The organism is Hyphomicrobium nitrativorans NL23, assembly GCF_000503895.1.
Classification (GTDB): Bacteria; Pseudomonadota; Alphaproteobacteria; order Rhizobiales; family Hyphomicrobiaceae; genus Hyphomicrobium_C; species Hyphomicrobium_C nitrativorans.
Window position 1 is genome coordinate 2,903,884 of sequence record NC_022997.1, and the last position, 24,786, is coordinate 2,928,669.

Consider the following 24,786-nt stretch of genomic DNA (forward strand, 5'->3'; position numbering starts at 1 on the left):
GCCGAACAGACGCAAGACTCACCGACTGCTCCGACCACCGTGGTCGAGGGGACATAAGCCCATCAATACTCAAGGCGTAAACGGCAAAAGCTATTATGACAGATTTGATACTGTTCTTCGTGATGTGTCGGCCACGAGCATTGCTTCTCAACGCCGCATCTCTGGAGTTGAATGACAGTTTCATGACATTATGACTTGCTGTTTCTATTCTAATTTTGCTGGTTTATTTTACTGTCGTCGCCAGCCGCGCCCGTTGCACGGCCGCGGGCAGTGTGCGAGCCTCCCGCGAAAAACGAGGCGACCTTGAATACCCACTTCACAGCCGCTGTTGTCGGCGGAGGCCCTGCCGGATTGGCCGCCGCGCTCGCTCTCAGCGCGGCCGGATGCGATGTTCTGCTGGCGGCCCCGCCGCATCGCGCGCATGGCGGCGCCCCGGACAACCGGACTGCCGCGCTTTTCGCCGGATCTATCGCGCTGCTCAAGAACCTCGACGCTTGGGAGAGAATCGCCTCTCACAGCGCGCCGATCACGGGCATTCGGATCATCGACGATACGGGCGGGCTGCTGCGCGCTCCGGAACTCGTGTTCACCGCGGCCGAAATCGATCTCGACGCGTTCGGTTGGAACGTGCCCAACAGCGCGCTCACGGCCGGCCTTATCGAGGTCGCGCAACGGACGGGCAGCCGCGTTCGGCTACATTCCACCGCCGGGATCGTGAAAGCGGAGATCGGCGCGAGCGCCGTAACGCTCACCACACACGAAGGCGCGACCTTCACGGCCGGGCTTGTCGTCGGTGCCGACGGCCGGGGCTCCCTTTGCCGCCAGGCAGCAGGAATCGGGACGCGGAGCTGGACCTACGCCCAATCTGCCATTGCCACGTCCTTCCAGCACGGCCGCCCTCATCGCAACCTCTCGACCGAATTTCACAGGCCCGCAGGTCCCTTCACGACCGTCCCCCTCAAGGGGCTCGCTTCGAGCCTCGTCTGGGTCGAACGGCCGGACGAGGCCCAGCGCCTCGCCGCGCTCGACGAGCCAGCCTTTCGCGCCGTTCTGGAAGAGCGTCTGACGGGCCTTCTCGGCCCGGTCGGCGAGATTACATCACGGGCCGTCTTTCCGCTCTCCGGGTTGACGGCGGAGGCCTTCGGCAGGAATCGCGTCGCGCTCGTCGGCGAAGCCGGGCACGTCATCCCGCCCATCGGGGCGCAAGGGCTCAATCTGGGCTTGCGGGATGCCGCAACCCTCGCGGATTGCGTGGCGGATGCCCGTGCGGCGGAGCAAGACGTCGGCAGCGCCGCCGTGCTCGACGCCTACAGTGCGCGCCGGCGCATCGACGTGACCTCCCGCATCGCGACGGTCGATGTCCTGAACCGCTCGCTGATCTCCGCTCTCGGGCCCGTTCATCTGGCGCGAGGCTTGGGGCTCGTCGCCCTCAAGACGCTCGGGCCGCTTCGGCGGATCGCGGTGCGCGAGGGGCTCGCTCCAGCGAGCGCGGACGCGGACCTTCTCCACCCTGACGGCGCCCGGCGTCTCTCAGAGCGTGCCAGCGGTGCCGCCCGCCATTCCGCCGCTTGACGCGGATCGCCGCGCCTTGGCATGTGCCGGAGTCCGTTCGCGCGCCGCCCGCTGGCGCGAGGTCCTTCCTCTAACTTGGCTCGCCTCCGAGCCGCTGCCCCGGATCCTGATGAGCACACCCCACGTCAGCCCCCTGCGCGATCTTCAGTTCCGTCTCGAATACGGCGTGCTTCGCGCCATCGTTGGGCTTGTCCGGCTCTTCCCGTTGGAGATGGCTGCCGGCGCATCCGCCAAAGCATGGCGCGTGCTTGCGCCGCTGATCAATCCGAAACGCCACAAACGCGCGCTCGCGAACCTCGCAATCGCGTTTCCCGAAAAGACCGAGGCGGAGCGCCACGCGCTTTGCATGGCGCACTGGGAGAACCTCGGACGCGTGATGGCCGAGACCATGCAGATCGACCGGCTGATCAAAGATCCCACCCGCATCACCATCGTCTCGGACCGCCTGTTCGGCCGCTACAAGAACAAGCTCGGCCCCGCGATCGGGGTCTCGCTGCACATGGGAAACTGGGAACTGTCCGTCTGGCCGTTCGTGGAGGCGAAGACCAACCCGGCCGCGGTCTATCGCTCGGTGAATAACCCCTACGTCGACCGCTATCTGCGCGATCAGCGGCGCGATCTCTATCCGGGCGGCCTGTTCGGGCGCGGACGCGTCGAGGGCGACCACGGCGACGACCAGAAGACGGCGCGTGTCCTTACCGACTTCGTCCGCCGCGGAGGGCGGCTCGGCCTCGTCTGCGATCTCTACGACAACAACGGCATTCCGGTGCCGTTCTTCGGCAAGGACGCCAAGACGCAAGCCATCGGCGCGATGATCGCGCGGCGCGTCGGCAGCCGCATCTGGCTGTCGCGCTGCAAGCGGGTCGGCACGTCCAGCCGGTTCGAGATCGAGATCATGGAATTGCGGGTGCCGCGCACGAAAAACATCAGCGAAGACGTGCGTTGGATCATGACCGAGATGCAAAAGCAGTTCGAGCTATGGGTGCGTGACGCACCCGAACAATGGATGTGGTCGAACCGGCGGTGGAGTTAGTTTTTATCGCTCACGGGCCGGTTCGGCCGGCGCACAGCGCCGGCCTGGCCCTCCGCAGGGGCGGCTAACGCCGGGTCGCCTTGCTCCCAGGCTGCTGAAGCAGCCGATTCCTTGCTCACGGGCCGGTTCGGCCGGCGCACGGCGCTGGCCTGGCCCTCGTCCAAGCGAAGCTTGGCTCCGCCAAGACAGGGGCGGCTAACGCCGGGTCGCCTTGCTCCCGCGCTGCTGAAGCAGCCGTTTTTATCGCGCGGCCTCCAGGCTCGCGCATCCCCGGGCCGTTAACGTTTCGGTAACCCTTTGCGGTAAGATTTCGTTAATGCGTCGTTTTTCTCGATCCGATCCGATGGCCGACCCAACCTTCATTGCCGACCGCACAACCTCGTCGCTCAACGACGCCCAGAACGACACCGGGCGCGTCGCGTTCTGCGGGCCTTACGTGCTGTCCGCCATCACAGGCTATCCGATCAGCAAGGTCGAGGCGGCCGTCAACGCATACCGGAAGCTTCCGCCCGATCTCAAATATCGCGTGAAGGGCACCTACGCGGACGAAGTGGAAGCAGCCCTCGCCGTCTACGGCTACGGGATGACGCTCAAAGAAACCTTCATGCACCTTGAGCGCAAGAAGCGGCCCTCCGTGTGGACCTGGATGCAGAAGCCGCGCAGCGCGTGGGCGCATTACATCCTCGCCATTCACAAGGGCAAGGAAGGCCACTGGATCCTGATCAAGGGCGTGAAGATGTGCGACACGTTCACGGAGGGGCGCTGGACGTTCGTCTGCGACGGCCCGCACCGCGGCGCGCGCATCATGGAAGTGTTCGAAGTGCGCCGGGCGCTTGAGCTTTAACCGGCGAGGCGCGCTCTCCCGGCCAACAATCCCGTTGCGGCAAATCCTGTCAGATGCGCTAATCTTCGCCTGACGCACGGCCTATCCGTCCAACAGGGAGGCTCGCACGTGACGATTCCTCGTTTTGGCTCTCGTGCCCAGTCGGCCGCCGTCGCGGTTCTGTTGATGCTCTTCCCATTTCCCGCCGCGGCAGGCGGAAGCGGCCCCGAGGTTGTGCTCGACGAAATCTTCGGACAGGTGGAGGCGACGTGCGGCGGTGAGGCCCAAGGCCCACCCTACGACATTTACGCGATCGCGGAGACCTACTTCACGCCCACGCTCGCGCAAGCTTTCACGGCGGCGATGGAATCGGGCGACCTCGGCTTCGACATTCTCGTCGACGGGCAGGACTGCGAAATCCGCGATGTCGAGCTCACTGTCCTGGACAGGGATGCAGGCACCGCGACGGGGCGCGCCATCTTCAAGAATATGGGCGAGAGCCGGATCATCGATCTCAAGATGACGAAGACGGGTGATCGCTGGGCGGTATCGGACGTGATCTATCAGCATCGTCCGTTCGTTCTCAGCGACGAGTTGTAAAGCCGGTGGGGTTAGCGACCGTTGGCAGCGCGGAATGCCGTCGGCGCCATGCCCGTCCAGCGCCGGAACGCGCGCGTGAAATGGGCGGGATCGCGATAGCCAAGCTCCAGCGCGATGTCGGTGATTGCGCTGCCCTCGCGCAGCAACGCTTTTGCGCGGTTCTGCAACGTTGCCTCCGTCAGCTCGACGAAACTCGTTCCATGCGACGCCAGTCGGCGCTGCAGAGACCGGCGCGTCATTCCGAGCTTTCCAGCCACCCACTCGATGCGGGGATACGCCTCGTGCAGGGCGAGGTCGATGACGGCCGCGATCGTGGCGACGTCGTCGTTCTGCTTCGGAAGCTTCGGCTCCGCGCCGCCACTCGCGTCTTCCCGTTTCCCGCCCGCACCCGCGTGTCCGCAGTGGAGCAGAGACGCGTCGAAGGTCAACGATGGGATCGGGTCGCCGTGCTCGACATTCGTGCCCAAGATGAGTTCCAGCTCCGCGCGAGGTTCTCCGCGCGGCAGCGCCGTCGCAACACCGTGCGGCCGCCACTTCGGCCCGGCGTAAACGCGCACGACGTCCATCATGTATCCGATGCCGAGCAGCTCGTTGTGATGGCGCCCTTCCGTCTCCGGCTCGACGAATTCGATGGACCACCGGACTCGCGTCCCCTCGCGCCTCATATAGAGATTGGTCGAGGTCTGAAGCATCACGGCGAGACCGGCGTGCGCACGCGTCATCGCGTCCTGGAGCGTCTCGGCGCGGCAGACCCAGGCTCCGTACGCGCTGAGATGCGGGCTCGTGACGGCCTGCCCGAGGCGGGCACCGAAATGGCGGTCGCCGGTCTCCCGCGCTGCGCGTTCGAGAAAACGAAACTGCTCGCGCAGCGGCACGACGATCTCGGGCTGGTCGAGCAGGGCGAACGGGAGATCGACGTCCGAGAGAACGCGCGTAATGTTTCCGCCCTGCCGATCCATGAAGTCGGCGATCGGCCCGAGCGAAGCTGCGCGTGTGAAACCCGAGAGACGGGGCGCCATGACATCCTCCGGCGTGTTCATCCGGACATGGCGCAAAATGGCAAGCGCGCTCCCAGGGAACAAGTCACGTTGGCGTTACGAAAAAATCCTGCGGCACGGCTGGATCCCGCGTCGCGCATAACCTCGGAGAAAACGCGCCCATGCCGACCCTTCCGTTTGACGTCCGCAATGTCCGCTGGAACACGATCGAGGGGATCGATCACCTCGCCTATCACATCTGCGCCGTGGACGAGACGAAGCGGATCGTCGACATCCTGTTCAAGTTCGATGCGAACGCGAAGATCGTGCTTCACCGGCACAAAGCCGACTACATCACGCTTGTGCTTCAGGGTGAGCTTCGAATCTACCGTGCGGACGGCTCGCTGAAAGAGATCCGGCCCGTCGGCAGCTACGTCACCGGCCGTGCGGACGGCGAGCCGCATAGCGAGGGCGGCGGCGATCAGGACGTCATCGCCTTTTTCTCCAACCGCAACGTCGAGAACCTCGTGTACGAAATTCTCGACGAGAACCTGAATACGGTGGCGACCTTCGGTCTTGCGGAGTTCAGGGCCTTGCTCGGCGCGCAGCAACCGCAGGCCTCGACGCTCGTCGCATCCTGACGTTCGCATCGAGCGAAAAAAAACGGCCCCGCATGTTTGTGGGGCCGTTTTCGGTGTTCCGTATCCGGGACGAACGCGAGACTTACGCGTTCTCTTCGGCTGCCTTTTCCGCTTCATGGCGCGCGCGATCCTCGGCGCCCTTGACCGTCTCGTCGCGGTCGACGAGTTCGATCACGGCGCGCGGTGCGCTGTCGCCATGGCGGAAGCCAGCCTTCAGCACGCGCGAGTAACCGCCTGCGCGGTCCTTATAGCGGGGGCCGAGCACGTCGAACAGCTTCTTCGCCTGCTCCTCGTCGCGCAGGCGCGCGGCGGCCAGACGGCGGGAGTTCAGGTCGCCACGCTTGGCGAGCGTGATGTACTTGTCGATGACGCGCTTCAGGTCTTTCGCCTTCGGCAGCGTGGTCACGATCTGCTCGTGCTTGATGAGGGCAGCCGCCATGTTGGAGAACATGGCCTGGCGGTGGGAGCTGTCGCGGTTGAACTTCCGCCCCAACTTCTTGTGTCGCATCTCTCTATCTCTTTCTCTTAGGTTGTTACGGGGAGGTTCTTCGGCCTCACCTCGTTCGTGGGCGAAGGGCAGCGGATTTATCGTCCACTGCCCCTTGCCAAAACCTGGTTTTAGTACTGGTCCTCGAAGCGCTTGGCCAGCTCTTCGATGTTGTCCGGCGGCCAGTTCGGCACTTCCATGCCGAGGTGGAGGCCCATGCCGGCGAGCACTTCCTTGATCTCGTTGAGCGACTTGCGGCCGAAGTTCGGCGTGCGCAGCATCTCGGCTTCCGTCTTCTGGATCAGGTCGCCGATGTAGACGATGTTGTCGTTCTTCAAGCAGTTGGCCGAACGGACCGAAAGTTCGAGTTCGTCCACCTTCTTCAAGAGCGCGGCGTTGAAGGCGAGCTCCGGATGGCTGCGCTCCTCGACGGCCTTCTTCGGCTCCTCGAAGTTGATGAAGACGGCAAGCTGGTCCTGCAGGATGCGCGCGGCGAGGGCCACGGCGTCCTCGGCCTTCACCGAGCCGTCGGTCTCGACCGTCATGGTCAGCTTGTCATAGTCGAGAATCTGGCCTTCGCGCGTGTTCTCGACCTTGTAGGAGACCTTCGTCACCGGCGTGTAAAGGCTGTCCACGGGAATCAGGCCGATGGGGGCGTCGTCCGGGCGGTTGCGCTCGGCGGGCACGTAGCCCTTGCCCATGTCGGCGGTGAACTCCATGCGGATCTGCGCGCCCTGATCCAGGTGGCAGATGATATGGTCGGGGTTCAGGATCTCGACTTCCGAGCCGGTCTCGATGTCGCCGGCGCGGACGGCGCCGGGGCCGTCCTTCTTGAGAACCATGCGCTTCACGCCGTCCGAGTGGACGCGCAGAGCGATTTCCTTGATGTTGAGCACGATGCTCGTCACGTCCTCGCGGACGCCAGGGATCGACGAGAACTCATGGAGCACGCCGTCGATCTGCACGGATTTGATCGCCGCGCCCTGGAGCGACGAGAGGAGCACGCGGCGCAGCGCGTTGCCCAGCGTCATGCCGAAGCCACGCTCAAGCGGCTCGGCGACGAGGGTTGCGGTGCGGGTGCGGTCGCGGCCCGAGGTGATTTCGAGCTTCGACGGCTTAATCAGATCTTGCCAGTTCTTCTGCAATACGTTCGACACGGGGGTCCTCGTAGCGGTTCTGGGTGCCGCCTCGCCCAAGCGCGGCACGCTTCTTCCAACAGAGGATGGGCCCGGGCCCGGGACGGGAGCGTGGCGGCCGCTGTTCTACCCGTCCGGAAAGGCCTGGTGCCCGCTTCGCCTTAAACGCGGCGGCGCTTGCGCGGACGGCAGCCGTTGTGGGGGATCGGCGTCACGTCGCGAATGGAGGTGATCTGGAAGCCGACGGCCTGCAGCGCGCGGAGCGCCGACTCGCGCCCGGAGCCCGGACCGCAAACCTCGACTTCGAGCACCTTCATGCCGTGCTCCTGCGCCTTCTTGCCCGCATCTTCGGCAGCCATCTGCGCCGCGAACGGCGTCGACTTGCGCGAGCCCTTGAAGCCCATCGTTCCGGCCGACGACCAGGACAGCGTGTTGCCCTGCGCGTCCGTGATGGTGATCATCGTGTTATTGAACGAAGCGTTCACGTGAGCCACGCCGGACGTGATGTTCTTCTTTTCCCGGCGCCGAATCTTGGTCCGTGCCTGCTCTTTCGCCATGGTAATCTCGACTCCCAGGCCCCGCGGGGCCAATTCCTATTCGCCGTCTCGGGACGGCCAATGCGGGGCGCACCGGCAAACACCGGCCGCAAACACCCCTATGCTGGTTACGCTTTCTTCTTGCCGGCAATCGGCTTCGCCGGGCCCTTGCGGGTCCGTGCGTTGGTGTGAGTGCGCTGGCCATGGACCGGCAGGCCCTTGCGATGGCGCAGGCCGCGGTAGCAGCCAAGATCCATCAACCGCTTGATATTCATGGACACTTCGCGACGAAGATCGCCCTCGACCACGTAATCGCGGTCGATCGCTTCACGGATCTGGAGCACTTCGGCGTCAGTCAGCTGGTTCACGCGGCGCTCGGCCGGGATCCCGACACGGCCGCAGATCTCGCCGGCGAACTTCGGGCCGATACCGTGAATATACTGGAGCGCGATCACCACACGCTTCCCCGTGGGGATGTTCACACCTGCTATGCGCGCCACATCTCTCTCCTGGAGGCTAGCTCATCGCCCGCGGAGTCGCGGCGACATATAGTTGTTATTAAACGAAAAAACGCGAAAAGACCTGATCCGGGCGAAGATCGCCGCACGGAACAGTCCTTCCGCTTCATCGTCCTGAAAGCGCGGTGTTGTAGCTTGGTCATAAACCTTCGTCAACCTGCGCCTTAGTTCTGAGACATCTTTTCTCCACCCTCAAGGAGGGCGTCGATTTGCTGGGCTACCTCGGAAATCGAGGCCATGCCGTCCACCTGGCGCAGCTTCCCTTGGGCGAAGTAGTACCCGATCAGGGGAGCCGTCTCCCGGTAGTAAGCCCAGAGGCGCGTTTTCAGCGCCTCAGCATTGTCGTCGGCACGAACGGTGCCGCCTGCCGCCACGGTCTCGCGCGCACGATTTTCGATGCGCGACAGGAGGGCCGTGTCGTCCACCTTGAGCTCGATCACCTGATCGAGACCCGTGTGGCGAGAGATGAGAAGTTGGTCCAGCGCTTCGGCCTGCTTCAGCGTGCGCGGGAAGCCGTCGAGGATGAAACCGTTCGCGCAGTCGGGCTGGCCGATGCGCTCGGCGATGATGCCGATGACGATCTCGTCGGAAACGAGCCCGCCGCTCTTCATCACCGCTTCGGCCTTCTGGCCGATTTCCGTCCCGGCCTTCACTGCTGCGCGCAGCATGTCGCCGGTGGAGAGTTGTATCAGGCCCTTGCGGCGTGCCAGCGCTTCGGCCTGGGTGCCTTTGCCGGCGCCCGGAGGCCCGAGAAGGATGAGCTTCATCGGCGTCCCCGTGGCGTCGTCGCGCCTCTGAGCTTCGCCTTCTTGATCAAGCCCTCGTACTGATGGGCCAGAAGATGGCTCTGGATCTGAGCGACCGTATCCATGGTGACGCTGACCGCGATGAGCAGCGATGTCCCGCCGAAGTAGAACGGCACGGCCGCGTAGGATGTCAGCAGTTCAGGCATGACGCAGACGGCTGCCAGGTAGATCGCGCCGACCACCGTGATGCGGGTCAGGACGTAGTCGATATATTCCGCTGTCTTCTCGCCGGGGCGGATGCCGGGAATGAAGCCGCCGTGCTTCCTCAGGTTGTCGGCCGTGTCCTTCGGATTGAAGACGACGGCGGTGTAGAAGAACGCGAAGAAGACGATGAACGACACGTAGACGAGAATGTGAAGCGCCGTGCCGCGGCCAAGAGCCGCCACGAGCCACTGCAGCCATTCGGGCCCGCCACCGCCGGCGGCCTGGAACGAGGCGCCCGTGATGGGAAGCAGAAGCAGGGACGACGCGAAGATCGGCGGAATGACGCCCGCGGAGTTCAGCTTCAGGGGAAGATGCGAGGCATCGCCCTGGAACATGCGGTTGCCGACCTGGCGCTTCGGATACTGAATGAGCAATCGACGTTGCGCTCGCTCCACGAAGACGATCACGGCCGTCACGATCAGCATCAGAATGATCAGCGCGAGCAGGAAGAACGTCGAGAGGGCGCCCGTGCGGGCCATCTCGAAGAGGCCCACGATCGCGGACGGCATGCCGGCCACGATACCCGCGAAGATGATGAGCGAGATGCCGTTGCCGACGCCGCGCTGCGTGATCTGCTCGCCGAGCCACATCAGGAACATGGTGCCGCCGACCAGCGTGATCACCGTGGTGACACGGAAGAACCAGCCCGGATCCATCACGACGGAGCCAGCCTCCGAGCGCGAGCCTTCAAGGCCGATCGCGATGCCGTAGGCCTGGAAGGCCGCCAGCACCAGCGTGAGATAGCGGGTGTATTGGTTGATCTGCTTGCGGCCCGACTCGCCTTCCTTCTTCAGCGCGGCGAGCTTCGGGTTCATCGAGCTCATCAGCTGCATGATGATGGAGGCAGAGATGTAGGGCATGATGTTCAAGGCGAAGATCGCCATACGCTCGACGGCGCCGCCGGCGAACACGTTGAACATGCCGAGAATGCCGCCCGCCTGCGATTGGAACGCAGCGGCGAACGCCTGGGCGTCGATGCCGGGGATCGGAATGAAGGTGCCGAAACGGTAGACGACGAGCGCAGCCAGTGTGAACCAGATGCGCTTCTTCAAATCCTCCGCCTTGGCGAAGGCGCCGAGGTTGAGGTTTGCGGCAAGCTGCTCGGCAGCGGATACCATGTCGTTCTCTCCCGGCTTCCCGTAAGCCCTGAGGGCAAGACGCCTGGCCGCCTCCCAAGGCAACCGTGCGCCCGATCATTTCTCGGACCTCGATGCGCTGCGGCCCGGGTCGCCGCATTCGATCAGGGTCCGGGCCGCCCTACCCCACAGCGGCCCCTTCATCCGGTTGCGGACCTTACTTGGTAACGGACAAGGGCTCGGTCGAGCCCCTGGCAGCGAAAACGCCGCGCAGGCCCCACCGGCCGAGCCGCTCGATGCGGCTCCGCCGGTCGCGCCTGACTGTCCGTTACTTGCCCGCCTTGGCGGCCGCCTTCTTGGCCGCAGACTTTTCGCGCTTGGCCACGTCGTCGGCAAGCACCTTCTTCTCGATGATGCTGACCGAGCCGCCGGCCTTCTCGATGGCCTCTTTCGCTTTCGCGGAAGCGTGGTTCACCGTGAGCGCCAGCTTGGCCGTGATCTCGCCGGTACCGAGGAGGCGCAGGCCGTCCTTGGCGCGGCGCAGGATGCCCGCGTCGACAAGCGCCGTCACGTCCACGTCCTGGCCAGCCTTGAGCTTGCCCTCATCGACCGCCCGCTGGAGCGCGCCGATGTTGATCTCGTTCCAGTCCTTGCGGTTCCACTTGGTGAAGCCGCGCTTGGGCAGGCGGCGGTGGAGCGGCATCTGACCGCCTTCGAAGCCACCGATCGCTACGCCGGAACGTGCGGTCTGGCCCTTGCCGCCGCGTCCGCCCGTCTTGCCGACGCCCGAGCCGATGCCCCGGCCGATCCGCACGCGCGTCTTACGCGCGCCCGGGTTGTCCTTAATCTCGTTGAGCCGCATGGACCCGAAGCTCCTCAGTTCGTCTCTCTCATACGGAGACATTCATCTCTGTGCCGGATCGCAATCCGACGCCAATCGATGCCTCAAGCCTTACCCGTCTCGTCGACGATGCGAACGAGATGGGGAACTTTTGCGATCATGCCGCGCACGGCCGGGGTGTCCTCAAGGACGCGGCGGCGGTTGAGCTTGTTGAGACCGAGACCGATCAGGGTCTTGGTCTGGATCTCAGGCCGGCGGTTCGCGCTTTTGTACTGCTCGACCGTGATCGTCTTCTTGGCCATGTCTCACATACCTTCTTGTCGTGCTCCCGACGGAGGCCTTGCGGCCATCCGATCAGGCCTCGGCGGCAGCCTCGGCGTCGACGCCGTCGCGGCGGCGGGAGACAATCTCGGAAACCTTCTTGTTGCGGCGCGCGGCGACGGAGCGGGGATTCTCTTGCTCCTTGAGCGCGTCGAACGTGGCACGCACGACGTTATAGGGGTTGGTCGAACCGAGCGACTTTGCCACCACGTCATGCACACCCAGCATCTCGAACACGGCGCGCATGGCGCCGCCTGCGATGATGCCCGTACCTGCGGGAGCCGCGCGCAGCACGACCTTGCCCGAGCCGTGACGGCCGGCGCTGTCGTGATGAAGCGTGCGCGAATCGCGCAGCGGCACGCGGATCAGGCTGCGACGCGCCTGCTCGGTGGCCTTGCGGATCGCCTCCGGCACCTCACGCGCCTTGCCGTGACCGAAGCCGACGCGGCCCTTCAAGTCGCCGACGACGACGAGCGCCGCGAAGCCGAAGCGCTTACCGCCCTTCACCACCTTCGCAACACGATTGATATGGACGAGCTTGTCGGAAAATTCGCTGTCGCGCTCTTCCCGCTCCCGCTCGCGTCCGCGCCCTCTTTCAGGTCCACGTGCCACTGTCAAAATCCTTTCATCAGAAGCTGAGCCCGCCCTCGCGGGCGGCATCAGCGAGCGCCTTGACGCGCCCGTGGAAGAGGTATCCGCCGCGGTCGAACACGACCTCGGTGACGCCCGCCTTGACAGCCCGCTCGGCGACCAGCTTGCCGATCGCGGCAGCTGCAGCCTTGTCGGCGCCCGTCTTGAGCGAGCCCTTGAGGTCCTTCTCAAGGCTCGATGCGGCTGCGAGCGTGCGGCCCGCGGCGTCGTCGATGACCTGAGCGTAGATGTGCTTCGAAGAGCGGTGAATGCTGAGACGCGGACGGTTCGCGGCCCGGGCCTTCAGCGACCGGCGGACGCGCGCGCGGCGCCTCTCGAACTGGGAGTCTTTATTGGCCATAGCCTCGGTCCTACTTCTTCTTGCCTTCCTTGCGGAAGACGTGCTCACCCTTGAAGCGCACGCCCTTGCCCTGATAGGGCTCCGGCTTGCGCGAGGCGCGAATGACGGCGGCAACCTGGCCGACAAGCTGCTTGTCGATGCCTGAGACGGTCACGACCTCCTGCTTGGCGCCGCCGACCTTTACGTCGACGCCATCGGGAATGGTGTGCACCACGTCGTGGCTGAAGCCGACAGAGAGCGTGAGCTGATCCTTGCCCTTCATCGCCGCCTTGAAACCAACGCCGTGAATCTCAAGCGTGTGGGTGTAGCCCTCGGTGACGCCCGTGATCAGGTTCTGCACCATCGAACGCGACATCCCCCACATGGAGCGCGCCTTCTTGGTGTCCTCGACCATGGAGAGCGTGATGCCGTCGTCGGTCTTCTCGACCTTGAGCTCTTCGGGCAGCGTGAAGGACAGCTCGCCCTTCGAACCCTTCATGGTCACGGTCTGGCCGTTCACCGTCGCGGTCACGGCGGCAGGAACGGGAACCGGTTTTTTTCCGATGCGTGACATGCTGACTTCCTCAAGCCCCGGCCAGGCCGGGGCCTCCCTCAGAACACGTTGCAGATGATCTCGCCGCCGACGTTCTCTTCCTTGGCGCGCGAATCCGACATCACGCCCTTGGGCGTGGAGAGGATTGCGACGCCGAGACCATTGGCAACGCTCTTCAGATCGCGAACCGGCGAATAAACGCGCCGGCCGGGCGTGGACACGCGACGGATCTCTTTGATCGCCGGCTGTCCGTTGAAATACTTCAGCTCGATTTCGAACTCGGGGAAGCTGCCCTTCTGCTCGATGCGCGTGTAGCCGCGGATATAGCCTTCCTCGGCGAGCACGTCGAGAACGCGCGCGCGAATGTTCGACGCGGGCGTCGACACCTTCGGGCGGCGACGGAGCTGCGCATTGCGGATGCGTGTGAGCATATCGCCCAGGGGATCGTTCACTGCCATGTGCTTCGGCTCCTTACCAGCTCGACTTGACCATGCCGGGAACCAGGCCTTGAGAGGCCTGCTCGCGGAGCTGGTTGCGGCACATTTTAAGCTTGCGATAGTAGCCACGGGCGCGGCCGGTCACTTCGCAACGATTGCGGATACGCACGGCGGAGCTGTTGCGCGGCAGCTCGGCGAGCTTGAGGCGGGCGGCAAAGCGCTCCTCGGCCGGCAGCTTCAGGTCGTCGGCGATTTCCTTGAGACGCTGACGCTTGGCCGCATATTGCGCAGCCAGCTTCCGGCGCCGGTTGTTCTTCTGTACTGAGCTCGTCTTAGCCATTCATGGTCCTCCAAAGGCCTTTCGGGTCTTGCCCGAGGTCCTCTAGCTACGGAAAGGGAAGTTGAAGCCGCGCAGCAGCTCGCGGGCCTCGTCATCGGTCTTGGCAGAGGTCACGACGATCACGTCGAGGCCCCACACCTGATCGACCTTGTCGTAATCGATCTCGGGAAACACGATGTGCTCCTTGAGACCGCAGGCAAAGTTGCCACGGCCGTCGAAGCTCTTCGTGTTCAGGCCGCGGAAGTCCTTCACGCGCGGAAGCGCGATCGTGACGAAGCGGTCCAGGAACTCGTACATCCGGTCGCCGCGCAGCGTGACCTTCGCGCCGAGCGTCATGCCTTCGCGGACCTTGAAGGTCGCGATGGACTTGGTCGACTTGGTGAGCAGCGGCTTCTGACCGGCAATGAGCGCGAGATCGCCGGCGGCGTTGTCGACCTTCTTGCGGTCGGCCGTCGCCTCGCCCACGCCCATGTTGAGCACGACCTTCTCGATCTTCGGAACCTGCATCGGGTTCGCGTAGCCGAATTTTTCCTTCAGCGCGTCGCGAACGACCTGCTCATAATGCGATTTCAGGCGCGGACGATAGCCCTCGGGCCGCGGCTTCCACTCGCGCAGCTCGACCTCGCCCTTGGCGCGCTTTTCGGCCTTGGGCTCCTTGCCGGGCTTGCCCTGCGGGGCGCCGCCGGCCGGCTTGCCCGCCTTTGCGGATTTCTTGTTGTCGGCCATGGCTTAGTTCTTCTCCGGAATAAGCTCGCCCGAGCGCTTGGCGACGCGGGCTTTGGTGCCATCTTCCAGGATGCGGAAACCGACGCGGGTCGGCTTGCCGTCCACGGGATCCTCGATGGCGAGGTTCGAAATCTGGATCGGCGCTTCCTTGGAGACGATGCCGCCTTCCTGGGATGCCGTCTGGCGCTGATGGCGGCGCACGATGTTGACACCGCGAACCAGCGCGCGATTCTCCTTCGGGCGGACCTGGATCACTTCACCGCGCTTGCCTTTGTCGCGGCCCGTGAGGACGATCACCTTGTCGCCCTTTTTAATCTTGAGCGAGGCCATTACAGCACCTCCGGAGCGAGCGAGACGATCTTCATGTGGTTCTTGCCGCGCAGCTCGCGCGTCACCGGCCCGAAGATACGCGTGCCGACGGGCTCACCGTTGGCGTTGATGAGGACGGCCGCGTTACGGTCGAAGCGGATCAGCGAGCCGTCGGGACGGCGCACGCCCTTGGCGACGCGCACGATGACGGCCTTCATCACCTGGCCCTTCTTGACGCGGCCCTTCGGAATAGCCTCCTTCACCGACACGACGATGGTGTCGCCGATGGTGGCGTACTTGCGCTTCGAACCGCCCAGCACCTTGATGCACTGAACGCGACGCGCGCCCGAATTGTCAGCGACGTCGAGATTCGTCTCCATCTGGATCATCGCACTTGCTCTCTTCCTGCCGCGTCGATCGCGGCGTCAAACCTTGAATTCCCGATCCGGATCCCGCTGCGTTTTGCGCGCGGAACCCGAATTCCTCAAACCTTTTCCAGTGCAACCCACCGCTTCAACTTGGAAAACGGCGCCGATTCCTGGATCTCGACGCGATCGCCTTCCTTGAAGACGTTGTTCTCGTCGTGAGCGTGATACTTCTTCGTGCGGCGCACCGTCTTCTTGAAGAGCGGATGGGTATAGCGGCGCTCGACTTCAACGACGATGGTTTTCTCGTTCTTGTTCGAGACGACCACACCCTGCAGGACGCGCTTCGGCATCTCTCTATCTCCTTACGCGTCGGTCTTCGACTGGGTTTTCGACTGGGGGGCAGAGCCCGCCCGCTTCTGGCCAGCCACGGTCAGGACGCGCGCGATGTCACGGCGAACTTGGCGCACGCGCGACGTGTTCTCAAGCTGACCCGAAGCCTTCTGAAAGCGCAGGTTGAACTGCTCCTTCTTAAGCTTCACGAGCTCTCCATCGAGCTGGTCGAGCGTCAGGAATTTCAACTCTTCGGTCTTCATTCTCTCACTCCTCAGCCGATGCGCGTCACGATGCGCGTCTTGATCGGGAGCTTGGCGGCGCCGAGCTTCAGCGCTTCACGAGCGATCTGATCCGGCACGCCGTCCAGCTCGAACATGATGCGGCCAGGCTTCACACGCGACACCCAGAGCTCAATACCGCCCTTACCCGAGCCCATGCGGACTTCGGCCGGCTTCTTGGTCACGGGCACGTCCGGGAAGATGCGGATCCAGACGCGGCCGGCGCGCTTCATGTGGCGCGTGATGGCGCGGCGAGCCGCTTCGATCTGACGTGCCGTGACACGCTCCGGCTCCACGGCCTTGAGGCCATGAGAGCCAAAGTTCAGTTCCGTGCCGCCCTTCGCAGCGCCGTGGATACGGCCCTTGAACTGCTTGCGGAACTTGGTTTTCTTCGGTTGCAACATCGGTTCAATCCCTCAGGGAGCGGCCTTTTCAGGCCTGCGCCTCGCCCTCCTTAGCGGCCTCGGCCCGTCCGCCACGGCGGGGACCACGGTCACGGCGCTCACCATCCTCACGGCGCGGACGGCCGGTACCGTCACCGGCGCCCTCGGTCGCACGGCGCTCGGAGGCCATCGGGTCGTGCTCCATGAGCTCGCCCTTGAAGATCCACACCTTGATGCCGATCACGCCATAAGCCGTCTGGGCGAGACCGTAGCCAAAGTCGATGTCGGCGCGCAGCGTGTGCAGCGGCACGCGGCCCTCGCGATACCACTCCGTGCGGGCGATCTCCGCGCCGCCGAGACGGCCGGCGACGTTGATGCGGATGCCGACGGCACCGGCGCGGATCGCCGTCTGCACGGCGCGCTTCATGGCCCGGCGGAACGCAACGCGGCGCTCAAGCTGCTGGGCGATGTTCTCGGCGACGAGCGTCGCGTCGGTGTCGGGCTTTCTGACCTCAAGCAAGTTGAGGTGGACTTCCGACGACGTGAAGCGCGCGAGCTCGCTCCTGAGCTTCTCGATGTCGGCGCCCTTCTTACCGATGAGCACGCCCGGGCGAGCCGTGTGAACGGTCACGCGGCACTTCTTGTGCGGACGCTCGATCACGACCTTCGAGATGCCAGCCGTACGCTGCTGCTTCATGATGTGCGCGCGGATGGCGCGGTCCTCATGGAGAAGCTTGCCGTATTCGCCGCGATGGGCGAACCAGCGGCTATCCCAGGTGCGGTTGATACCGACGCGCAGCCCGATGGGATTGACTTTATGACCCATTACTCGGCCTCCTTCTCGGCTGCTGTGGCCTCGGCGGCCTTCTTGGCGCCAGCCTTCGGCTTCGCGGCCTTGCCCTTGGCCTTCTTCGCCTTGGGAGCCTCTTCCTCTTCCGTCTCGCGAACCACGACCGTGATCTGCGAGAACGGCTTCAGGATCTGGAAGCCACGACCGCGGCCGCGGGCCGCGAAGCGCTTCAGGACCATGTTCTTGCCGACATAAGCCTCGGCCACGACGAGCGCATTCACGTCGAGATCGTGATTGTTCTCGGCGTTGGCGACCGCGCTCATGACGCACTTGCGCACGTCTTGGGCGATCCGCTTCCTCGAAAATTCGAGATCAGCGAGCGCTTTGTCGACCTTCTTGCCGCGGATCAGACCCGCGACGAGGTTCAGCTTCTGCGGCGAGACGCGAAGGTTCTTCGCAATCGCGCGTGCCTCCTTGTCCGAGAGGCTTCTTTCCCGGCTCGGCTTGCCCATTACTTCCTCACCGCTTTCTTGTCGCCGCTATGACCATGGAACGTGCGCGTCGGCGAGAATTCGCCGAACTTGTGCCCGATCATGTCTTCGGTGACGTTCACCGGAACGTGCTTCTGCCCGTTGTAGACGCCAAACGTCAGGCCAACGAACTGGGGCAGGATCGTCGAGCGACGGCTCCAGGTCTTGATGACCTCGTTGCGGCCAGACGACCGCACCTTCTCAGCCTTCTTGAGAATGTAGCCGTCGACGAATGGGCCTTTCCAAACTGCGCGTGTCACTCTCGTGTCTCCTCGGTCTCAGCCGCTCAGGCTCTTACTTGCCCTTGGCCTTGGCGCGGCTTCTGACGATGAACTTGTCGGTCTGCTTGTTCTTACGGGTCTTGAAGCCCTTGGTCGGCTTGCCCCACGGCGTCGCCCAATGCTTACCGCCCTTCGTGCGGCCGCCGTTGGGATGGTCGATCGGGTTCATGGCGATCGAACGGACGGTCGGGCGCGTGCCCTTCCAGCGCGTGCGGCCAGCCTTGCCGGTCACTTCGTTGGTGTGGTCGGGGTTCGACACGGCTCCGACGGAGGCCATGCAGTCCGAACGCACCTTGCGGGTTTCGCCCGAGTTCAGCTTCAGCACCGCCCAGCCGGCGTCACGGCCGACGAGCTGCACGAAGGCACCGGCGGAACGTGCGATCTGACCGCCGGCACCCGGCTTCAGCTCGACGTTGTGGACAATGGTGCCGATCGGCATACCCGACAGCGGCATGGCATTGCCCGGCTTTACGTCGACCTTGGCGCCCGAGACGACCTGGTCGCCCACGGCGAGCCGCTGCGGCGCAAGAATGTAGGACAGGTGGCCGTCCGCGTACTTGATGAGCGCGATGAACGCCGTCCGGTTAGGGTCGTACTCCAGCCGCTCGACCGTCGCGACGACGTCGTGCTTACGACGACGGAAGTCGATCAGCCGGTAGGACTGCTTATGCCCGCCGCCGATGTGGCGCGTGGTGATACGGCCGTCGCTGTTGCGTCCGCCGGACTTCTGCTTGCCCTCGGTCAGCATCTTGACCGGGCCACCCTTCCAGAGGTGACCGCGGTCGACCTGAACCAGGTGGCGAAGACCCGGAGACGTCGGACGAAAAGTCTTCAATGCCATCGGTATGGCTCCTCTACAGGCCCGTCGTAACGTCGATCGAGTGGCCTTCCTCGAGCGTCACGATGGCCCTCTTAAAATCGCTCTGCTGGCCGCGAATGCCGCGGAACACTTTCCGCTTGCCCTTGCGCACCAGGGTATTCACAGCCTTGACCTTCACATCGAAGAGGATTTCGACAGCGCTCTTGATGTCGGTCTTGTTGGCGGTGCCGGCGACCTTGAAGATCACCTGGTTCGCCTCGGAAACAGCCGTCGCCTTCTCCGTGATGACCGGAGAGAGGATGACGTCGTAGGCCTTGAGCTTGTTCATCACTTCGCCTCCGCGGCTTTGGCCGTCACGTCGGCGAAGCGCACGTCGAGCGCTTCAACAGCGGCCTTCGTGAGCACGAGCTTCTCGCGGCGGAGAATGTCGTAGACGTTGATGCCGGCGATCGGCAGCACGTCGATGTGCGGGATGTTGCGAGCCGCGCGCGCGAAGCCGTCGTCGAGGGCCGCGCCATCGATGATGAGCGCGCTCTTCCAGCCAAGCGTTGCGAACTGCTTCTTCAGTGCACCCGTCTTGCCTTCCGCCGAAGCCGTCGCGTCGAGCACGACGATGTCGCCGGCCTTGGCCTTAGCCGAGAGAGCGTGACGCAGCGCGAGCGCGCGGAACTTCTTCGTCAGGTCGATCGCGTGGCTGCGCGGCTTCGGGCCGAACGCCTTGCCGCCGCCCCGAAACTGCGGTGCCGACTTATCGCCGTGGCGTGCGTTGCCGCTGCCCTTCTGCTTCTGGAACTTCTTGCCCGTGACGGACACTTCCGAGCGATCCTGCGCGTGATGCGTGCCGGCCATGCGCTTGAGCTGCTGCCAGCGCACCATGCGGTGCAGGATGTCCGAGCGCGGATCGAGGCCGTAAATGGCGTCGGCGAGCTCGATTTCGCCAGCCGCCTTCGCTTCCAGCGTGGTGACGTTGGTTTTCATCACGCCTTCTCCTTCTCCGTCGTCCGAATGGCGCCGGGAAGCGGCGCATCGGCATGGGGCTTCTTCTTCACGGCGTCGCGGACGATCACCCAGCCACCCTTCGAACCGGGCACAGCGCCACGGATCATCAGAAGGCCGCGCTCCACGTCGATCTTTGCGACGACGAGGTTCTGCGTGGTGATGCGCTCGTCACCCATGTGACCGGCCATCTTCTTGCCCTTGAACACCTTGCCGGGGTCCTGGCGCTGACCGGTCGAGCCGTGCGAACGGTGCACGGCGGACACGCCGTGGCTCGCGCGCAGACCGCCGAAGTTCCAACGCTTCATGGCGCCGGCGAAGCCCTTGCCCTGGCTGGTCCCGGTGACGTCCACGAACTGGCCCGCAACGAAATGGTCGGCCGTGATCTCGGCGCCAACGTCGATCAAGTTCTCAGGACTGACACGAAACTCTGCCAGTTTGCGCTTGGGCTCGACGTTCGCGACCGCAAAGGTGCCGCGCTCGGACTTGATAAGCCGCGAGGGCTTACGTGTGCCGGCGCCTACCTGAATGGCCGTGTAGCCGTGCTTGTCGGCGGTGCGCTGCGAGAGGACCTGAAGATTTTCGAGCTTCAAGACCGTCACAGGCACGTGCTCGCCAGCATCCGTAAAGATGCGGGTCATGCCGACCTTCTGTGCAATCACTCCGGAACGCATTCTTCGCATTCCTTCCCTTATTCTCGCGGCCGTCCGGGCGAAACCCGAAGGCTGCGACATCCTCTAGAGCTTGATTTCCACGTCCACGCCAGCGGCGAGGTCGAGCTTCATGAGCGCGTCGACCGTCTGCGGCGTGGGGTCCACGATGTCGAGCATCCGCTTATGGGTGCGCATCTCGAACTGCTCGCGGCTCTTCTTATCGACGTGCGGCGAGCGGTTGACCGTGAAACGCTCGATGCGGGTCGGCAACGGGATCGGCCCCCGCACCTCTGCGCCGGTGCGCTTCGCCGTGTTCACGATCTCCCGCGTCGACGCATCGAGAATTCGATGATCGAACGCTTTCAACCGGATTCGGATATTCTGGCCGTTCATTTTCTTGAACCCGCTAAATGAGGAGAAGCGCTCGGACCCAGCGTTGCCGCCGCCCTCACGAGCGCCTCTCTTCGTCTGCTACTCGATGATCTTGGTGACGACGCCGGCGCCGACGGTCCTGCCACCTTCACGGATGGCGAAGCGGACCTTCTCTTCCATGGCGATCGGCGAAACGAGCTCGACATCCACCGCGATGTTGTCGCCCGGCATCACCATCTCGGTGCCTTCCGGCAGCGTCACGACGCCGGTGACGTCGGTCGTGCGGAAGTAGAACTGAGGACGGTAGTTGGAGAAGAACGGCGTGTGACGGCCACCCTCTTCCTTGGTGAGGACGTAGGCCTCAGCCTTGAACTTCTTGTGCGGCTTCACGGAGCCGGGCTTCGCGAGAACCTGGCCACGCTCGACAGCGTTCTTGTCGATGCCGCGCAGGAGGCAGCCAACGTTGTCGCCGGCCTCGCCCTGATCGAGAAGCTTACGGAACATTTCGACGCCGGTCACGATGGCCTTCTGCGTGTCGCGGAGACCGATGATCTCGATTTCCTCGCCGACCTTCACAAGGCCGCGCTCGATACGGCCGGTGACGACCGTGCCGCGACCCGAGATCGAGAACACGTCTTCGATCGGCATCAGGAACGGCTGGTCCTTCGGGCGCTCGGGGAGCGGGATGTAGGTATCGAGGGCGTTGAAGAGGTTCATGATCGCTTCGTCTGCGAGCGGACCCTTCTCGCCCGTGAGGGCCTGGATCGCGGCGCCGCGGATGACGGGAACGTCGTCGCCCGGGAACTGGTACTTCGAGAGAAGCTCGCGAACTTCCATCTCGACGAGGTCGAGAAGCTCTGCGTCGTCGACGATGTCGCACTTGTTGAGGAAGACGACGATGTAGGGGACGCCGACCTGACGGGCGAGCAGGATGTGCTCACGGGTCTGGGGCATCGGGCCGTCGACGGCCGACACGACGAGGATCGCGCCGTCCATCTGCGCCGCGCCCGTGATCATGTTCTTCACGAAGTCAGCGTGGCCCGGGCAGTCGACGTGGGCGTAGTGGCGGTTCTCGGTCGCGTACTCGACGTGCGAGGTGGCGATGGTGATGATCTTCGAAGCGTCGCGGCGGCCCTGAGCGGCCGATGCCTTCGCAACGTCGTCGTACGAGACGAACGAGTTGGACCAACCCTTGTCGGTCGAAACCTTCGTTAGTGCCGCGGTGAGCGTGGTCTTGCCGTGGTCGACGTGACCGATGGTGCCGACGTTGACGTGCGGCTTGTTGCGCTCGAATTTCGCCTTGGCCATAGTTGGCTCTCCTTAAGCTCGTTCTTTCAGTTCTTGCCCGGCATGACCGGATCTCTGCTACCTGCCGCTGGGCCCTTCAGGGCCACCGCATCAGGCGTATTTCGCCTTCACCTCTTCGGCCACGTTGCGCGGCACGTCGGCGTAGTGAGCAAACTGCATCGTGTAAGATGCGCGCCCCGTCGACATCGAGCGGAGCTGGCTCACGTAGCCGAACATGTTCGCAAGCGGCACGTATGCGCGGATCACAGTCGCGTTGCCGCGCATCTCCTGGTTGCGGATCTGGCCGCGCCGGGAGTTGATGTCGCCGATGATGGAGCCCACGAAATCGCCAGGCGTCACCACCTCGACGTCCATGACGGGTTCGAGGATCTTGATGCCCCCCTTTTCGCAGCCTTCTTTCATGGCCGAGCGGGCGGCGATCTCGAAGGCGATGGCGGACGAGTCTACCTCGTGGAAGCCGCCGTCGTGGAGCGTGACCTTCATGTCAACGATCGGGAAGCCGATGAGAACGCCCGAATCCCACACGCCCTGGACACCCTTTTCGACGCCGGGAATGTACTCCCGCGGCACGGCGCCGCCGACGATGGTGCTCTCGAATACGTTGCCCTTGCCCGTCTCGTTCGGCTCAAGCTTGATCTTCACGCGCGCGAACTGACCCGTACCGCCGGTCTGCTTCTTGTGCGTGTAGTCGATGTCGGCCGGGCGCGCGAGCGTCTCGCGGTAAGCCACCTGCGGCTGACCGACGTTGGCTTCGACGTTGTAGGTCCGCTTCAGGATGTCGACCTTGATGTCGAGATGAAGCTCGCCCATGCCCCGCAGGATCGTCTCGCCGCTCTCCTGGTCGATGGTGACGCGGAACGAGGGATCCTCGACCGCCATCGTGTTCAGCGCGATCGCCATCTTCTCCTGGTCGGCCTTGGTCTTCGGCTCGATCTTGAGGTTGATGACGGGCTCGGGGAATTCCATCTTCTCAAGGATGACAGGCTTGTTCGGATCACACAGGGTTTCGCCCGTGCGAATGTCCTTCATGCCCTGAAGAGCGACGATGTCGCCGGCAAAGGCTTCCTTGATCTCTTCACGGTCGGCGGCGTGCATGAGGTACATGCGGCCCGCACGTTCCTTCTTTCCGCGCGACGTGTTGGCGAGCGCCATGCCCTGCTCAAGCTTGCCCGAGTAGATGCGGCAGAAGGTGATCGAGCCGACATGCTCGAAGCTCATGATCTTGAATGCGATCATGGCGAGCGGCTCGGCGTCGGACGGCTTGCGCGGAAGATCCTCGCCCGTCTTCGGATCCGTGCCCTTGTAGGCTTCACGATCGACCGGGCTCGGCAGGAAGTCCACCACCGCGTCGAGCAGGGGCTGGACGCCCTTGTTCTTGAACGCGGAGCCGCACATCATCGGGTAGAATGCGCGCGTGACGGTCGCCTTACGGATCAGCTTGCGGAGCGTCGCCTCGTCGGGCTCGTTGCCTTCGAGGTACGCTTCCATCGCAGCGTCGTCCATTTCGACGGCGGCTTCGATCATAAGACCGCGGAACTCGTTCGCCTTGTCGAGAAGCTCAGCCGGGATCTCGCCTTCCGTCATGGGGGCGTCCTTGGCGTCGCCTTCCCACGTGTAGGCCTTCATCTTGATGAGATCGACGACACCGCGGAAATCGCTCTCGGCGCCGATCGGAATCTGCAGCGGGACGGCGCGCGCGCCGAGCTTGTCCTTGATATCCGCGACGCACATGAAAAAGTCGGCGCCGGTCTTGTCCATCTTGTTGGAGAAGATGATGCGCGGAACGTTGTACTTGTCGCCCTGGCGCCAGACCGTTTCCGTCTGCGGCTCGACGCCCTGGTTGCTATCGAGAACGCACACGGCGCCATCGAGCACGCGCAGCGAACGCTCGACCTCGATCGTGAAGTCGACGTGGCCTGGCGTGTCGATGATGTTCAGGCGATGACGCTTGTTGTCGCGATCCACCCAGAAACAGGTCGTCGCGGCCGACGTGATCGTGATGCCGCGCTCGGCTTCCTGATCCATAAAGTCCATCGTCGAGGCGCCATCGTGCGTCTCGCCGATCTTGTAGGACTTCCCGGTGAAGTAGAGAATCCGCTCGGTCGTCGTCGTCTTGCCAGCATCGATGTGCGCCATGATGCCGAAGTTACGATAGTCCTGAATGGGATATTGCCGGGCCATCAGTCTCTTCCTTCGCGCGTCAGCTGCCCATTACCAGTTGGGCGCAGCAGCGCTCTGTTCCCTTGTTGTCCGTCTACCAGCGGTAGTGCGAGAACGCCCGGTTGGCGTCCGCCATCTTGTGTGTGTCTTCGCGCTTCTTCACGGCCGTGCCGCGATTGGACGATGCGTCGAGGAGCTCACCCGACAGGCGTTCCACCATGGTGTTCTCGTTGCGCGCACGGGCAGCAGCGATAATCCAGCGGATGGCGAGAGCCTGGCGGCGCTCGGTACGAACTTCGACGGGGACCTGATAGGTCGCACCGCCAACGCGACGCGAGCGAACCTCGACCGACGGCATGACGTTGTCGAGCGCCTGGTGGAACATCGCCACCGGGTCCGACTTCGCCTTGCTCTCCATGCGCTCAAGGGCGCCATAGACGATGCGCTCGGCGACGGACTTCTTGCCGTCTTCCATCACCGCATTCATGAACTTGGTGAGAACCAAGTCAGAATACTTGGGATCCGGATTGACCTCACGCTTCTCTGCACTGTGACGACGGGACATGGGTCCTAGTCCTTCGCTTAATTCGATCGGCTCACTCCCGGGC

Annotated in this window: 35 protein-coding genes and 1 pseudogene; 5 read left to right on the plus strand and 31 right to left on the minus strand. The window is 63.9% G+C overall.

The window, feature by feature from the left end:
- Positions 1-303 precede the first annotated feature (303 nt).
- The 4 genes from W911_RS13510 (at position 304) to W911_RS13525 (ending at position 4,028) form a co-directional block, all read left to right on the plus strand.
- On the plus strand, positions 304-1,572 hold the full coding sequence (locus W911_RS13510) for a UbiH/UbiF family hydroxylase (protein ID WP_023788106.1): 1,269 nt from the start codon (positions 304-306) through the stop codon (positions 1,570-1,572).
- Positions 1,573-1,681: 109 nt separating this feature from the next.
- On the plus strand, positions 1,682-2,605 hold the full coding sequence (locus W911_RS13515; protein ID WP_041316586.1) for a lysophospholipid acyltransferase family protein: 924 nt from the start codon (positions 1,682-1,684) through the stop codon (positions 2,603-2,605).
- 343 nt (positions 2,606-2,948) lie between these two features.
- On the plus strand, positions 2,949-3,449 hold the full coding sequence (locus tag W911_RS13520; RefSeq protein ID WP_023788108.1) for a hypothetical protein: 501 nt from the start codon (positions 2,949-2,951) through the stop codon (positions 3,447-3,449).
- 108 nt (positions 3,450-3,557) lie between these two features.
- Positions 3,558-4,028 carry a hypothetical protein gene (locus W911_RS13525; protein ID WP_023788109.1) on the plus strand — a complete coding sequence of 157 codons (471 nt, stop codon included), beginning with the start codon at positions 3,558-3,560 and terminating at the stop codon, positions 4,026-4,028.
- Between the two features lie 11 nt (positions 4,029-4,039).
- Here the strand turns inward: W911_RS13525 and W911_RS13530 are convergent, their stop codons facing one another.
- The gene (locus W911_RS13530) at positions 4,040-5,047 is read right to left on the minus strand and encodes a helix-turn-helix transcriptional regulator (RefSeq protein ID WP_041318806.1); all 1,008 of its coding nucleotides are present in this window, start codon (positions 5,045-5,047) and stop codon (positions 4,040-4,042) included.
- Between the two features lie 140 nt (positions 5,048-5,187).
- On the opposite strand from W911_RS13530, the gene W911_RS13535 reads away from it, so the two are divergent.
- The gene (locus W911_RS13535; protein ID WP_023788111.1) at positions 5,188-5,646 is read left to right on the plus strand and encodes a cupin domain-containing protein; all 459 of its coding nucleotides are present in this window, start codon (positions 5,188-5,190) and stop codon (positions 5,644-5,646) included.
- A gap of 82 nt (positions 5,647-5,728) precedes the next feature.
- Here the strand turns inward: W911_RS13535 and rplQ are convergent, their stop codons facing one another.
- The 30 genes and pseudogenes from rplQ to rpsG form a co-directional block, all read right to left on the minus strand.
- Positions 5,729-6,154 carry a 50S ribosomal protein L17 gene (gene rplQ / locus W911_RS13540; protein WP_023788112.1) on the minus strand — a complete coding sequence of 142 codons (426 nt, stop codon included), beginning with the start codon at positions 6,152-6,154 and terminating at the stop codon, positions 5,729-5,731.
- Between the two features lie 110 nt (positions 6,155-6,264).
- The gene (locus W911_RS13545; RefSeq protein ID WP_023788113.1) at positions 6,265-7,290 is read right to left on the minus strand and encodes a DNA-directed RNA polymerase subunit alpha; all 1,026 of its coding nucleotides are present in this window, start codon (positions 7,288-7,290) and stop codon (positions 6,265-6,267) included.
- Positions 7,291-7,430: 140 nt separating this feature from the next.
- Positions 7,431-7,826: a 30S ribosomal protein S11 gene (gene rpsK, locus W911_RS13550; RefSeq protein ID WP_023788114.1), complete on the minus strand. Its 396-nt coding sequence runs from the start codon at positions 7,824-7,826 to the stop codon at positions 7,431-7,433.
- Between the two features lie 107 nt (positions 7,827-7,933).
- Positions 7,934-8,305 (minus strand): 30S ribosomal protein S13, encoded by a 372-nt coding sequence (gene rpsM / locus W911_RS13555; RefSeq protein WP_041316589.1) that lies wholly within the window; start codon positions 8,303-8,305, stop codon positions 7,934-7,936.
- Between the two features lie 182 nt (positions 8,306-8,487).
- Entirely contained in the window at positions 8,488-9,090 is a 603-nt protein-coding gene (locus W911_RS13560) for an adenylate kinase (protein WP_023788116.1), read from the minus strand.
- Complete coding sequence (secY, locus tag W911_RS13565) at positions 9,087-10,451, minus strand: preprotein translocase subunit SecY (protein WP_023788117.1); 1,365 nt, start codon at positions 10,449-10,451, stop codon at positions 9,087-9,089. The genes W911_RS13560 and secY overlap by 4 nt, the downstream gene beginning before the upstream one ends.
- 286 nt (positions 10,452-10,737) lie before the next feature.
- Positions 10,738-11,271, minus strand: coding sequence for a 50S ribosomal protein L15 (gene rplO / locus W911_RS13570; protein ID WP_023788118.1), 534 nt, complete (start codon positions 11,269-11,271; stop codon positions 10,738-10,740).
- Between the two features lie 83 nt (positions 11,272-11,354).
- A complete protein-coding gene (rpmD, locus tag W911_RS13575; RefSeq protein ID WP_023788119.1) occupies positions 11,355-11,552 on the minus strand; it encodes a 50S ribosomal protein L30 in 198 nt (65 codons plus the stop codon).
- Positions 11,553-11,604: 52 nt separating this feature from the next.
- Positions 11,605-12,183, minus strand: coding sequence for a 30S ribosomal protein S5 (gene rpsE / locus W911_RS13580; RefSeq protein WP_023788120.1), 579 nt, complete (start codon positions 12,181-12,183; stop codon positions 11,605-11,607).
- Positions 12,184-12,199: 16 nt separating this feature from the next.
- On the minus strand, positions 12,200-12,562 hold the full coding sequence (gene rplR, locus W911_RS13585) for a 50S ribosomal protein L18 (RefSeq protein ID WP_023788121.1): 363 nt from the start codon (positions 12,560-12,562) through the stop codon (positions 12,200-12,202).
- 10 nt (positions 12,563-12,572) lie between these two features.
- Positions 12,573-13,115: a 50S ribosomal protein L6 gene (rplF, locus tag W911_RS13590; protein ID WP_023788122.1), complete on the minus strand. Its 543-nt coding sequence runs from the start codon at positions 13,113-13,115 to the stop codon at positions 12,573-12,575.
- Positions 13,116-13,153: 38 nt separating this feature from the next.
- Complete coding sequence (gene rpsH / locus W911_RS13595) at positions 13,154-13,552, minus strand: 30S ribosomal protein S8 (protein WP_023788123.1); 399 nt, start codon at positions 13,550-13,552, stop codon at positions 13,154-13,156.
- Between the two features lie 13 nt (positions 13,553-13,565).
- Positions 13,566-13,871 (minus strand): 30S ribosomal protein S14, encoded by a 306-nt coding sequence (gene rpsN, locus W911_RS13600; RefSeq protein ID WP_023788124.1) that lies wholly within the window; start codon positions 13,869-13,871, stop codon positions 13,566-13,568.
- A 42-nt stretch (positions 13,872-13,913) separates the two neighbouring features.
- Positions 13,914-14,597 (minus strand): 50S ribosomal protein L5, encoded by a 684-nt coding sequence (gene rplE, locus W911_RS13605; RefSeq protein WP_023788125.1) that lies wholly within the window; start codon positions 14,595-14,597, stop codon positions 13,914-13,916.
- A gap of 3 nt (positions 14,598-14,600) precedes the next feature.
- Complete coding sequence (gene rplX / locus W911_RS13610) at positions 14,601-14,927, minus strand: 50S ribosomal protein L24 (RefSeq protein WP_023788126.1); 327 nt, start codon at positions 14,925-14,927, stop codon at positions 14,601-14,603.
- Positions 14,927-15,295, minus strand: coding sequence for a 50S ribosomal protein L14 (gene rplN / locus W911_RS13615; RefSeq protein WP_023788127.1), 369 nt, complete (start codon positions 15,293-15,295; stop codon positions 14,927-14,929). Before rplN ends, rplX begins: the two co-directional genes overlap by 1 nt.
- Positions 15,296-15,390: 95 nt before the next feature.
- On the minus strand, positions 15,391-15,624 hold the full coding sequence (gene rpsQ / locus W911_RS13620; protein ID WP_023788128.1) for a 30S ribosomal protein S17: 234 nt from the start codon (positions 15,622-15,624) through the stop codon (positions 15,391-15,393).
- Positions 15,625-15,636: 12 nt separating this feature from the next.
- Positions 15,637-15,867 carry a 50S ribosomal protein L29 gene (gene rpmC, locus W911_RS13625; RefSeq protein WP_023788129.1) on the minus strand — a complete coding sequence of 77 codons (231 nt, stop codon included), beginning with the start codon at positions 15,865-15,867 and terminating at the stop codon, positions 15,637-15,639.
- An 11-nt stretch (positions 15,868-15,878) separates the two neighbouring features.
- A complete protein-coding gene (gene rplP, locus W911_RS13630) occupies positions 15,879-16,289 on the minus strand; it encodes a 50S ribosomal protein L16 (protein ID WP_023788130.1) in 411 nt (136 codons plus the stop codon).
- Positions 16,290-16,317: 28 nt separating this feature from the next.
- A complete protein-coding gene (rpsC, locus tag W911_RS13635) occupies positions 16,318-17,094 on the minus strand; it encodes a 30S ribosomal protein S3 (RefSeq protein WP_023788131.1) in 777 nt (258 codons plus the stop codon).
- Between the two features lie 95 nt (positions 17,095-17,189).
- Positions 17,190-17,570 (minus strand): annotated as a pseudogene (rplV, locus tag W911_RS13640) (50S ribosomal protein L22); the annotation flags it as partial.
- On the minus strand, positions 17,570-17,848 hold the full coding sequence (gene rpsS / locus W911_RS13645) for a 30S ribosomal protein S19 (protein ID WP_023788133.1): 279 nt from the start codon (positions 17,846-17,848) through the stop codon (positions 17,570-17,572). The gene rpsS and the pseudogene rplV, both read right to left, overlap by 1 nt.
- A 34-nt stretch (positions 17,849-17,882) precedes the next feature.
- Positions 17,883-18,710, minus strand: a complete 828-nt coding sequence (gene rplB / locus W911_RS13650; protein ID WP_023788134.1) for a 50S ribosomal protein L2 — start codon at positions 18,708-18,710, stop codon at positions 17,883-17,885.
- Between the two features lie 13 nt (positions 18,711-18,723).
- Complete coding sequence (locus tag W911_RS13655) at positions 18,724-19,017, minus strand: 50S ribosomal protein L23 (RefSeq protein ID WP_023788135.1); 294 nt, start codon at positions 19,015-19,017, stop codon at positions 18,724-18,726.
- On the minus strand, positions 19,017-19,667 hold the full coding sequence (gene rplD / locus W911_RS13660; RefSeq protein ID WP_023788136.1) for a 50S ribosomal protein L4: 651 nt from the start codon (positions 19,665-19,667) through the stop codon (positions 19,017-19,019). Before rplD ends, W911_RS13655 begins: the two co-directional genes overlap by 1 nt.
- A complete protein-coding gene (rplC, locus tag W911_RS13665; RefSeq protein ID WP_023788137.1) occupies positions 19,667-20,359 on the minus strand; it encodes a 50S ribosomal protein L3 in 693 nt (230 codons plus the stop codon). The genes rplD and rplC overlap by 1 nt, the downstream gene beginning before the upstream one ends.
- Before the next feature lie 63 nt (positions 20,360-20,422).
- Positions 20,423-20,731 (minus strand): 30S ribosomal protein S10, encoded by a 309-nt coding sequence (rpsJ, locus tag W911_RS13670; RefSeq protein WP_023788138.1) that lies wholly within the window; start codon positions 20,729-20,731, stop codon positions 20,423-20,425.
- A gap of 78 nt (positions 20,732-20,809) precedes the next feature.
- The gene (tuf, locus tag W911_RS13675) at positions 20,810-22,018 is read right to left on the minus strand and encodes an elongation factor Tu (RefSeq protein WP_023788139.1); all 1,209 of its coding nucleotides are present in this window, start codon (positions 22,016-22,018) and stop codon (positions 20,810-20,812) included.
- A 90-nt stretch (positions 22,019-22,108) separates the two neighbouring features.
- A complete protein-coding gene (gene fusA / locus W911_RS13680; RefSeq protein ID WP_023788140.1) occupies positions 22,109-24,199 on the minus strand; it encodes an elongation factor G in 2,091 nt (696 codons plus the stop codon).
- A 73-nt stretch (positions 24,200-24,272) separates the two neighbouring features.
- The gene (rpsG, locus tag W911_RS13685) at positions 24,273-24,743 is read right to left on the minus strand and encodes a 30S ribosomal protein S7 (protein ID WP_023788141.1); all 471 of its coding nucleotides are present in this window, start codon (positions 24,741-24,743) and stop codon (positions 24,273-24,275) included.
- Between the last annotated feature and the right edge of the window lie 43 nt (positions 24,744-24,786).

Excerpts from the sequence above, each read along its gene's own strand:
- W911_RS13560 (WP_023788116.1), bottom strand. The coding sequence starts at position 9,090 with ATGAAGCTCATCCTTCTCGGGCCTCCGGGCGCCGGCAAAGGCACCCAG.
- W911_RS13655 (WP_023788135.1), bottom strand. The coding sequence starts at position 19,017 with ATGAACAAGCTCAAGGCCTACGACGTCATCCTCTCTCCGGTCATCACG.
- rplN (WP_023788127.1), bottom strand. The coding sequence starts at position 15,295 with ATGATCCAGATGGAGACGAATCTCGACGTCGCTGACAATTCGGGCGCG.
- rplO (WP_023788118.1), bottom strand. The coding sequence starts at position 11,271 with ATGCGGCTCAACGAGATTAAGGACAACCCGGGCGCGCGTAAGACGCGC.
- W911_RS13530 (WP_041318806.1), bottom strand. The coding sequence starts at position 5,047 with ATGGCGCCCCGTCTCTCGGGTTTCACACGCGCAGCTTCGCTCGGGCCG.
- tuf (WP_023788139.1), bottom strand. The coding sequence starts at position 22,018 with ATGGCCAAGGCGAAATTCGAGCGCAACAAGCCGCACGTCAACGTCGGC.
- fusA (WP_023788140.1), bottom strand. The coding sequence starts at position 24,199 with ATGGCCCGGCAATATCCCATTCAGGACTATCGTAACTTCGGCATCATG.
- rplP (WP_023788130.1), bottom strand. The coding sequence starts at position 16,289 with ATGTTGCAACCGAAGAAAACCAAGTTCCGCAAGCAGTTCAAGGGCCGT.
- rpsC (WP_023788131.1), bottom strand. The coding sequence starts at position 17,094 with ATGGGTCATAAAGTCAATCCCATCGGGCTGCGCGTCGGTATCAACCGC.
- rplF (WP_023788122.1), bottom strand. The coding sequence starts at position 13,115 with ATGTCACGCATCGGAAAAAAACCGGTTCCCGTTCCTGCCGCCGTGACC.
- rplQ (WP_023788112.1), bottom strand. The coding sequence starts at position 6,154 with ATGCGACACAAGAAGTTGGGGCGGAAGTTCAACCGCGACAGCTCCCAC.
- rplX (WP_023788126.1), bottom strand. The coding sequence starts at position 14,927 with ATGGCCTCGCTCAAGATTAAAAAGGGCGACAAGGTGATCGTCCTCACG.
- W911_RS13515 (WP_041316586.1), top strand. The coding sequence starts at position 1,682 with ATGAGCACACCCCACGTCAGCCCCCTGCGCGATCTTCAGTTCCGTCTC.
- secY (WP_023788117.1), bottom strand. The coding sequence starts at position 10,451 with ATGGTATCCGCTGCCGAGCAGCTTGCCGCAAACCTCAACCTCGGCGCC.
- rpmC (WP_023788129.1), bottom strand. The coding sequence starts at position 15,867 with ATGAAGACCGAAGAGTTGAAATTCCTGACGCTCGACCAGCTCGATGGA.
- rpsH (WP_023788123.1), bottom strand. The coding sequence starts at position 13,552 with ATGGCAGTGAACGATCCCCTGGGCGATATGCTCACACGCATCCGCAAT.
- rpsK (WP_023788114.1), bottom strand. The coding sequence starts at position 7,826 with ATGGCGAAAGAGCAGGCACGGACCAAGATTCGGCGCCGGGAAAAGAAG.
- rplR (WP_023788121.1), bottom strand. The coding sequence starts at position 12,562 with ATGGCCAATAAAGACTCCCAGTTCGAGAGGCGCCGCGCGCGCGTCCGC.
- rplC (WP_023788137.1), bottom strand. The coding sequence starts at position 20,359 with ATGCGTTCCGGAGTGATTGCACAGAAGGTCGGCATGACCCGCATCTTT.
- rpsJ (WP_023788138.1), bottom strand. The coding sequence starts at position 20,731 with ATGAACGGCCAGAATATCCGAATCCGGTTGAAAGCGTTCGATCATCGA.
- rplE (WP_023788125.1), bottom strand. The coding sequence starts at position 14,597 with ATGGCCGACAACAAGAAATCCGCAAAGGCGGGCAAGCCGGCCGGCGGC.
- rplB (WP_023788134.1), bottom strand. The coding sequence starts at position 18,710 with ATGGCATTGAAGACTTTTCGTCCGACGTCTCCGGGTCTTCGCCACCTG.
- W911_RS13535 (WP_023788111.1), top strand. The coding sequence starts at position 5,188 with ATGCCGACCCTTCCGTTTGACGTCCGCAATGTCCGCTGGAACACGATC.
- rplD (WP_023788136.1), bottom strand. The coding sequence starts at position 19,667 with ATGAAAACCAACGTCACCACGCTGGAAGCGAAGGCGGCTGGCGAAATC.
- rpsQ (WP_023788128.1), bottom strand. The coding sequence starts at position 15,624 with ATGCCGAAGCGCGTCCTGCAGGGTGTGGTCGTCTCGAACAAGAACGAG.
- rpmD (WP_023788119.1), bottom strand. The coding sequence starts at position 11,552 with ATGGCCAAGAAGACGATCACGGTCGAGCAGTACAAAAGCGCGAACCGC.
- rpsN (WP_023788124.1), bottom strand. The coding sequence starts at position 13,871 with ATGGCTAAGACGAGCTCAGTACAGAAGAACAACCGGCGCCGGAAGCTG.
- rpsG (WP_023788141.1), bottom strand. The coding sequence starts at position 24,743 with ATGTCCCGTCGTCACAGTGCAGAGAAGCGTGAGGTCAATCCGGATCCC.
- W911_RS13520 (WP_023788108.1), top strand. The coding sequence starts at position 2,949 with ATGGCCGACCCAACCTTCATTGCCGACCGCACAACCTCGTCGCTCAAC.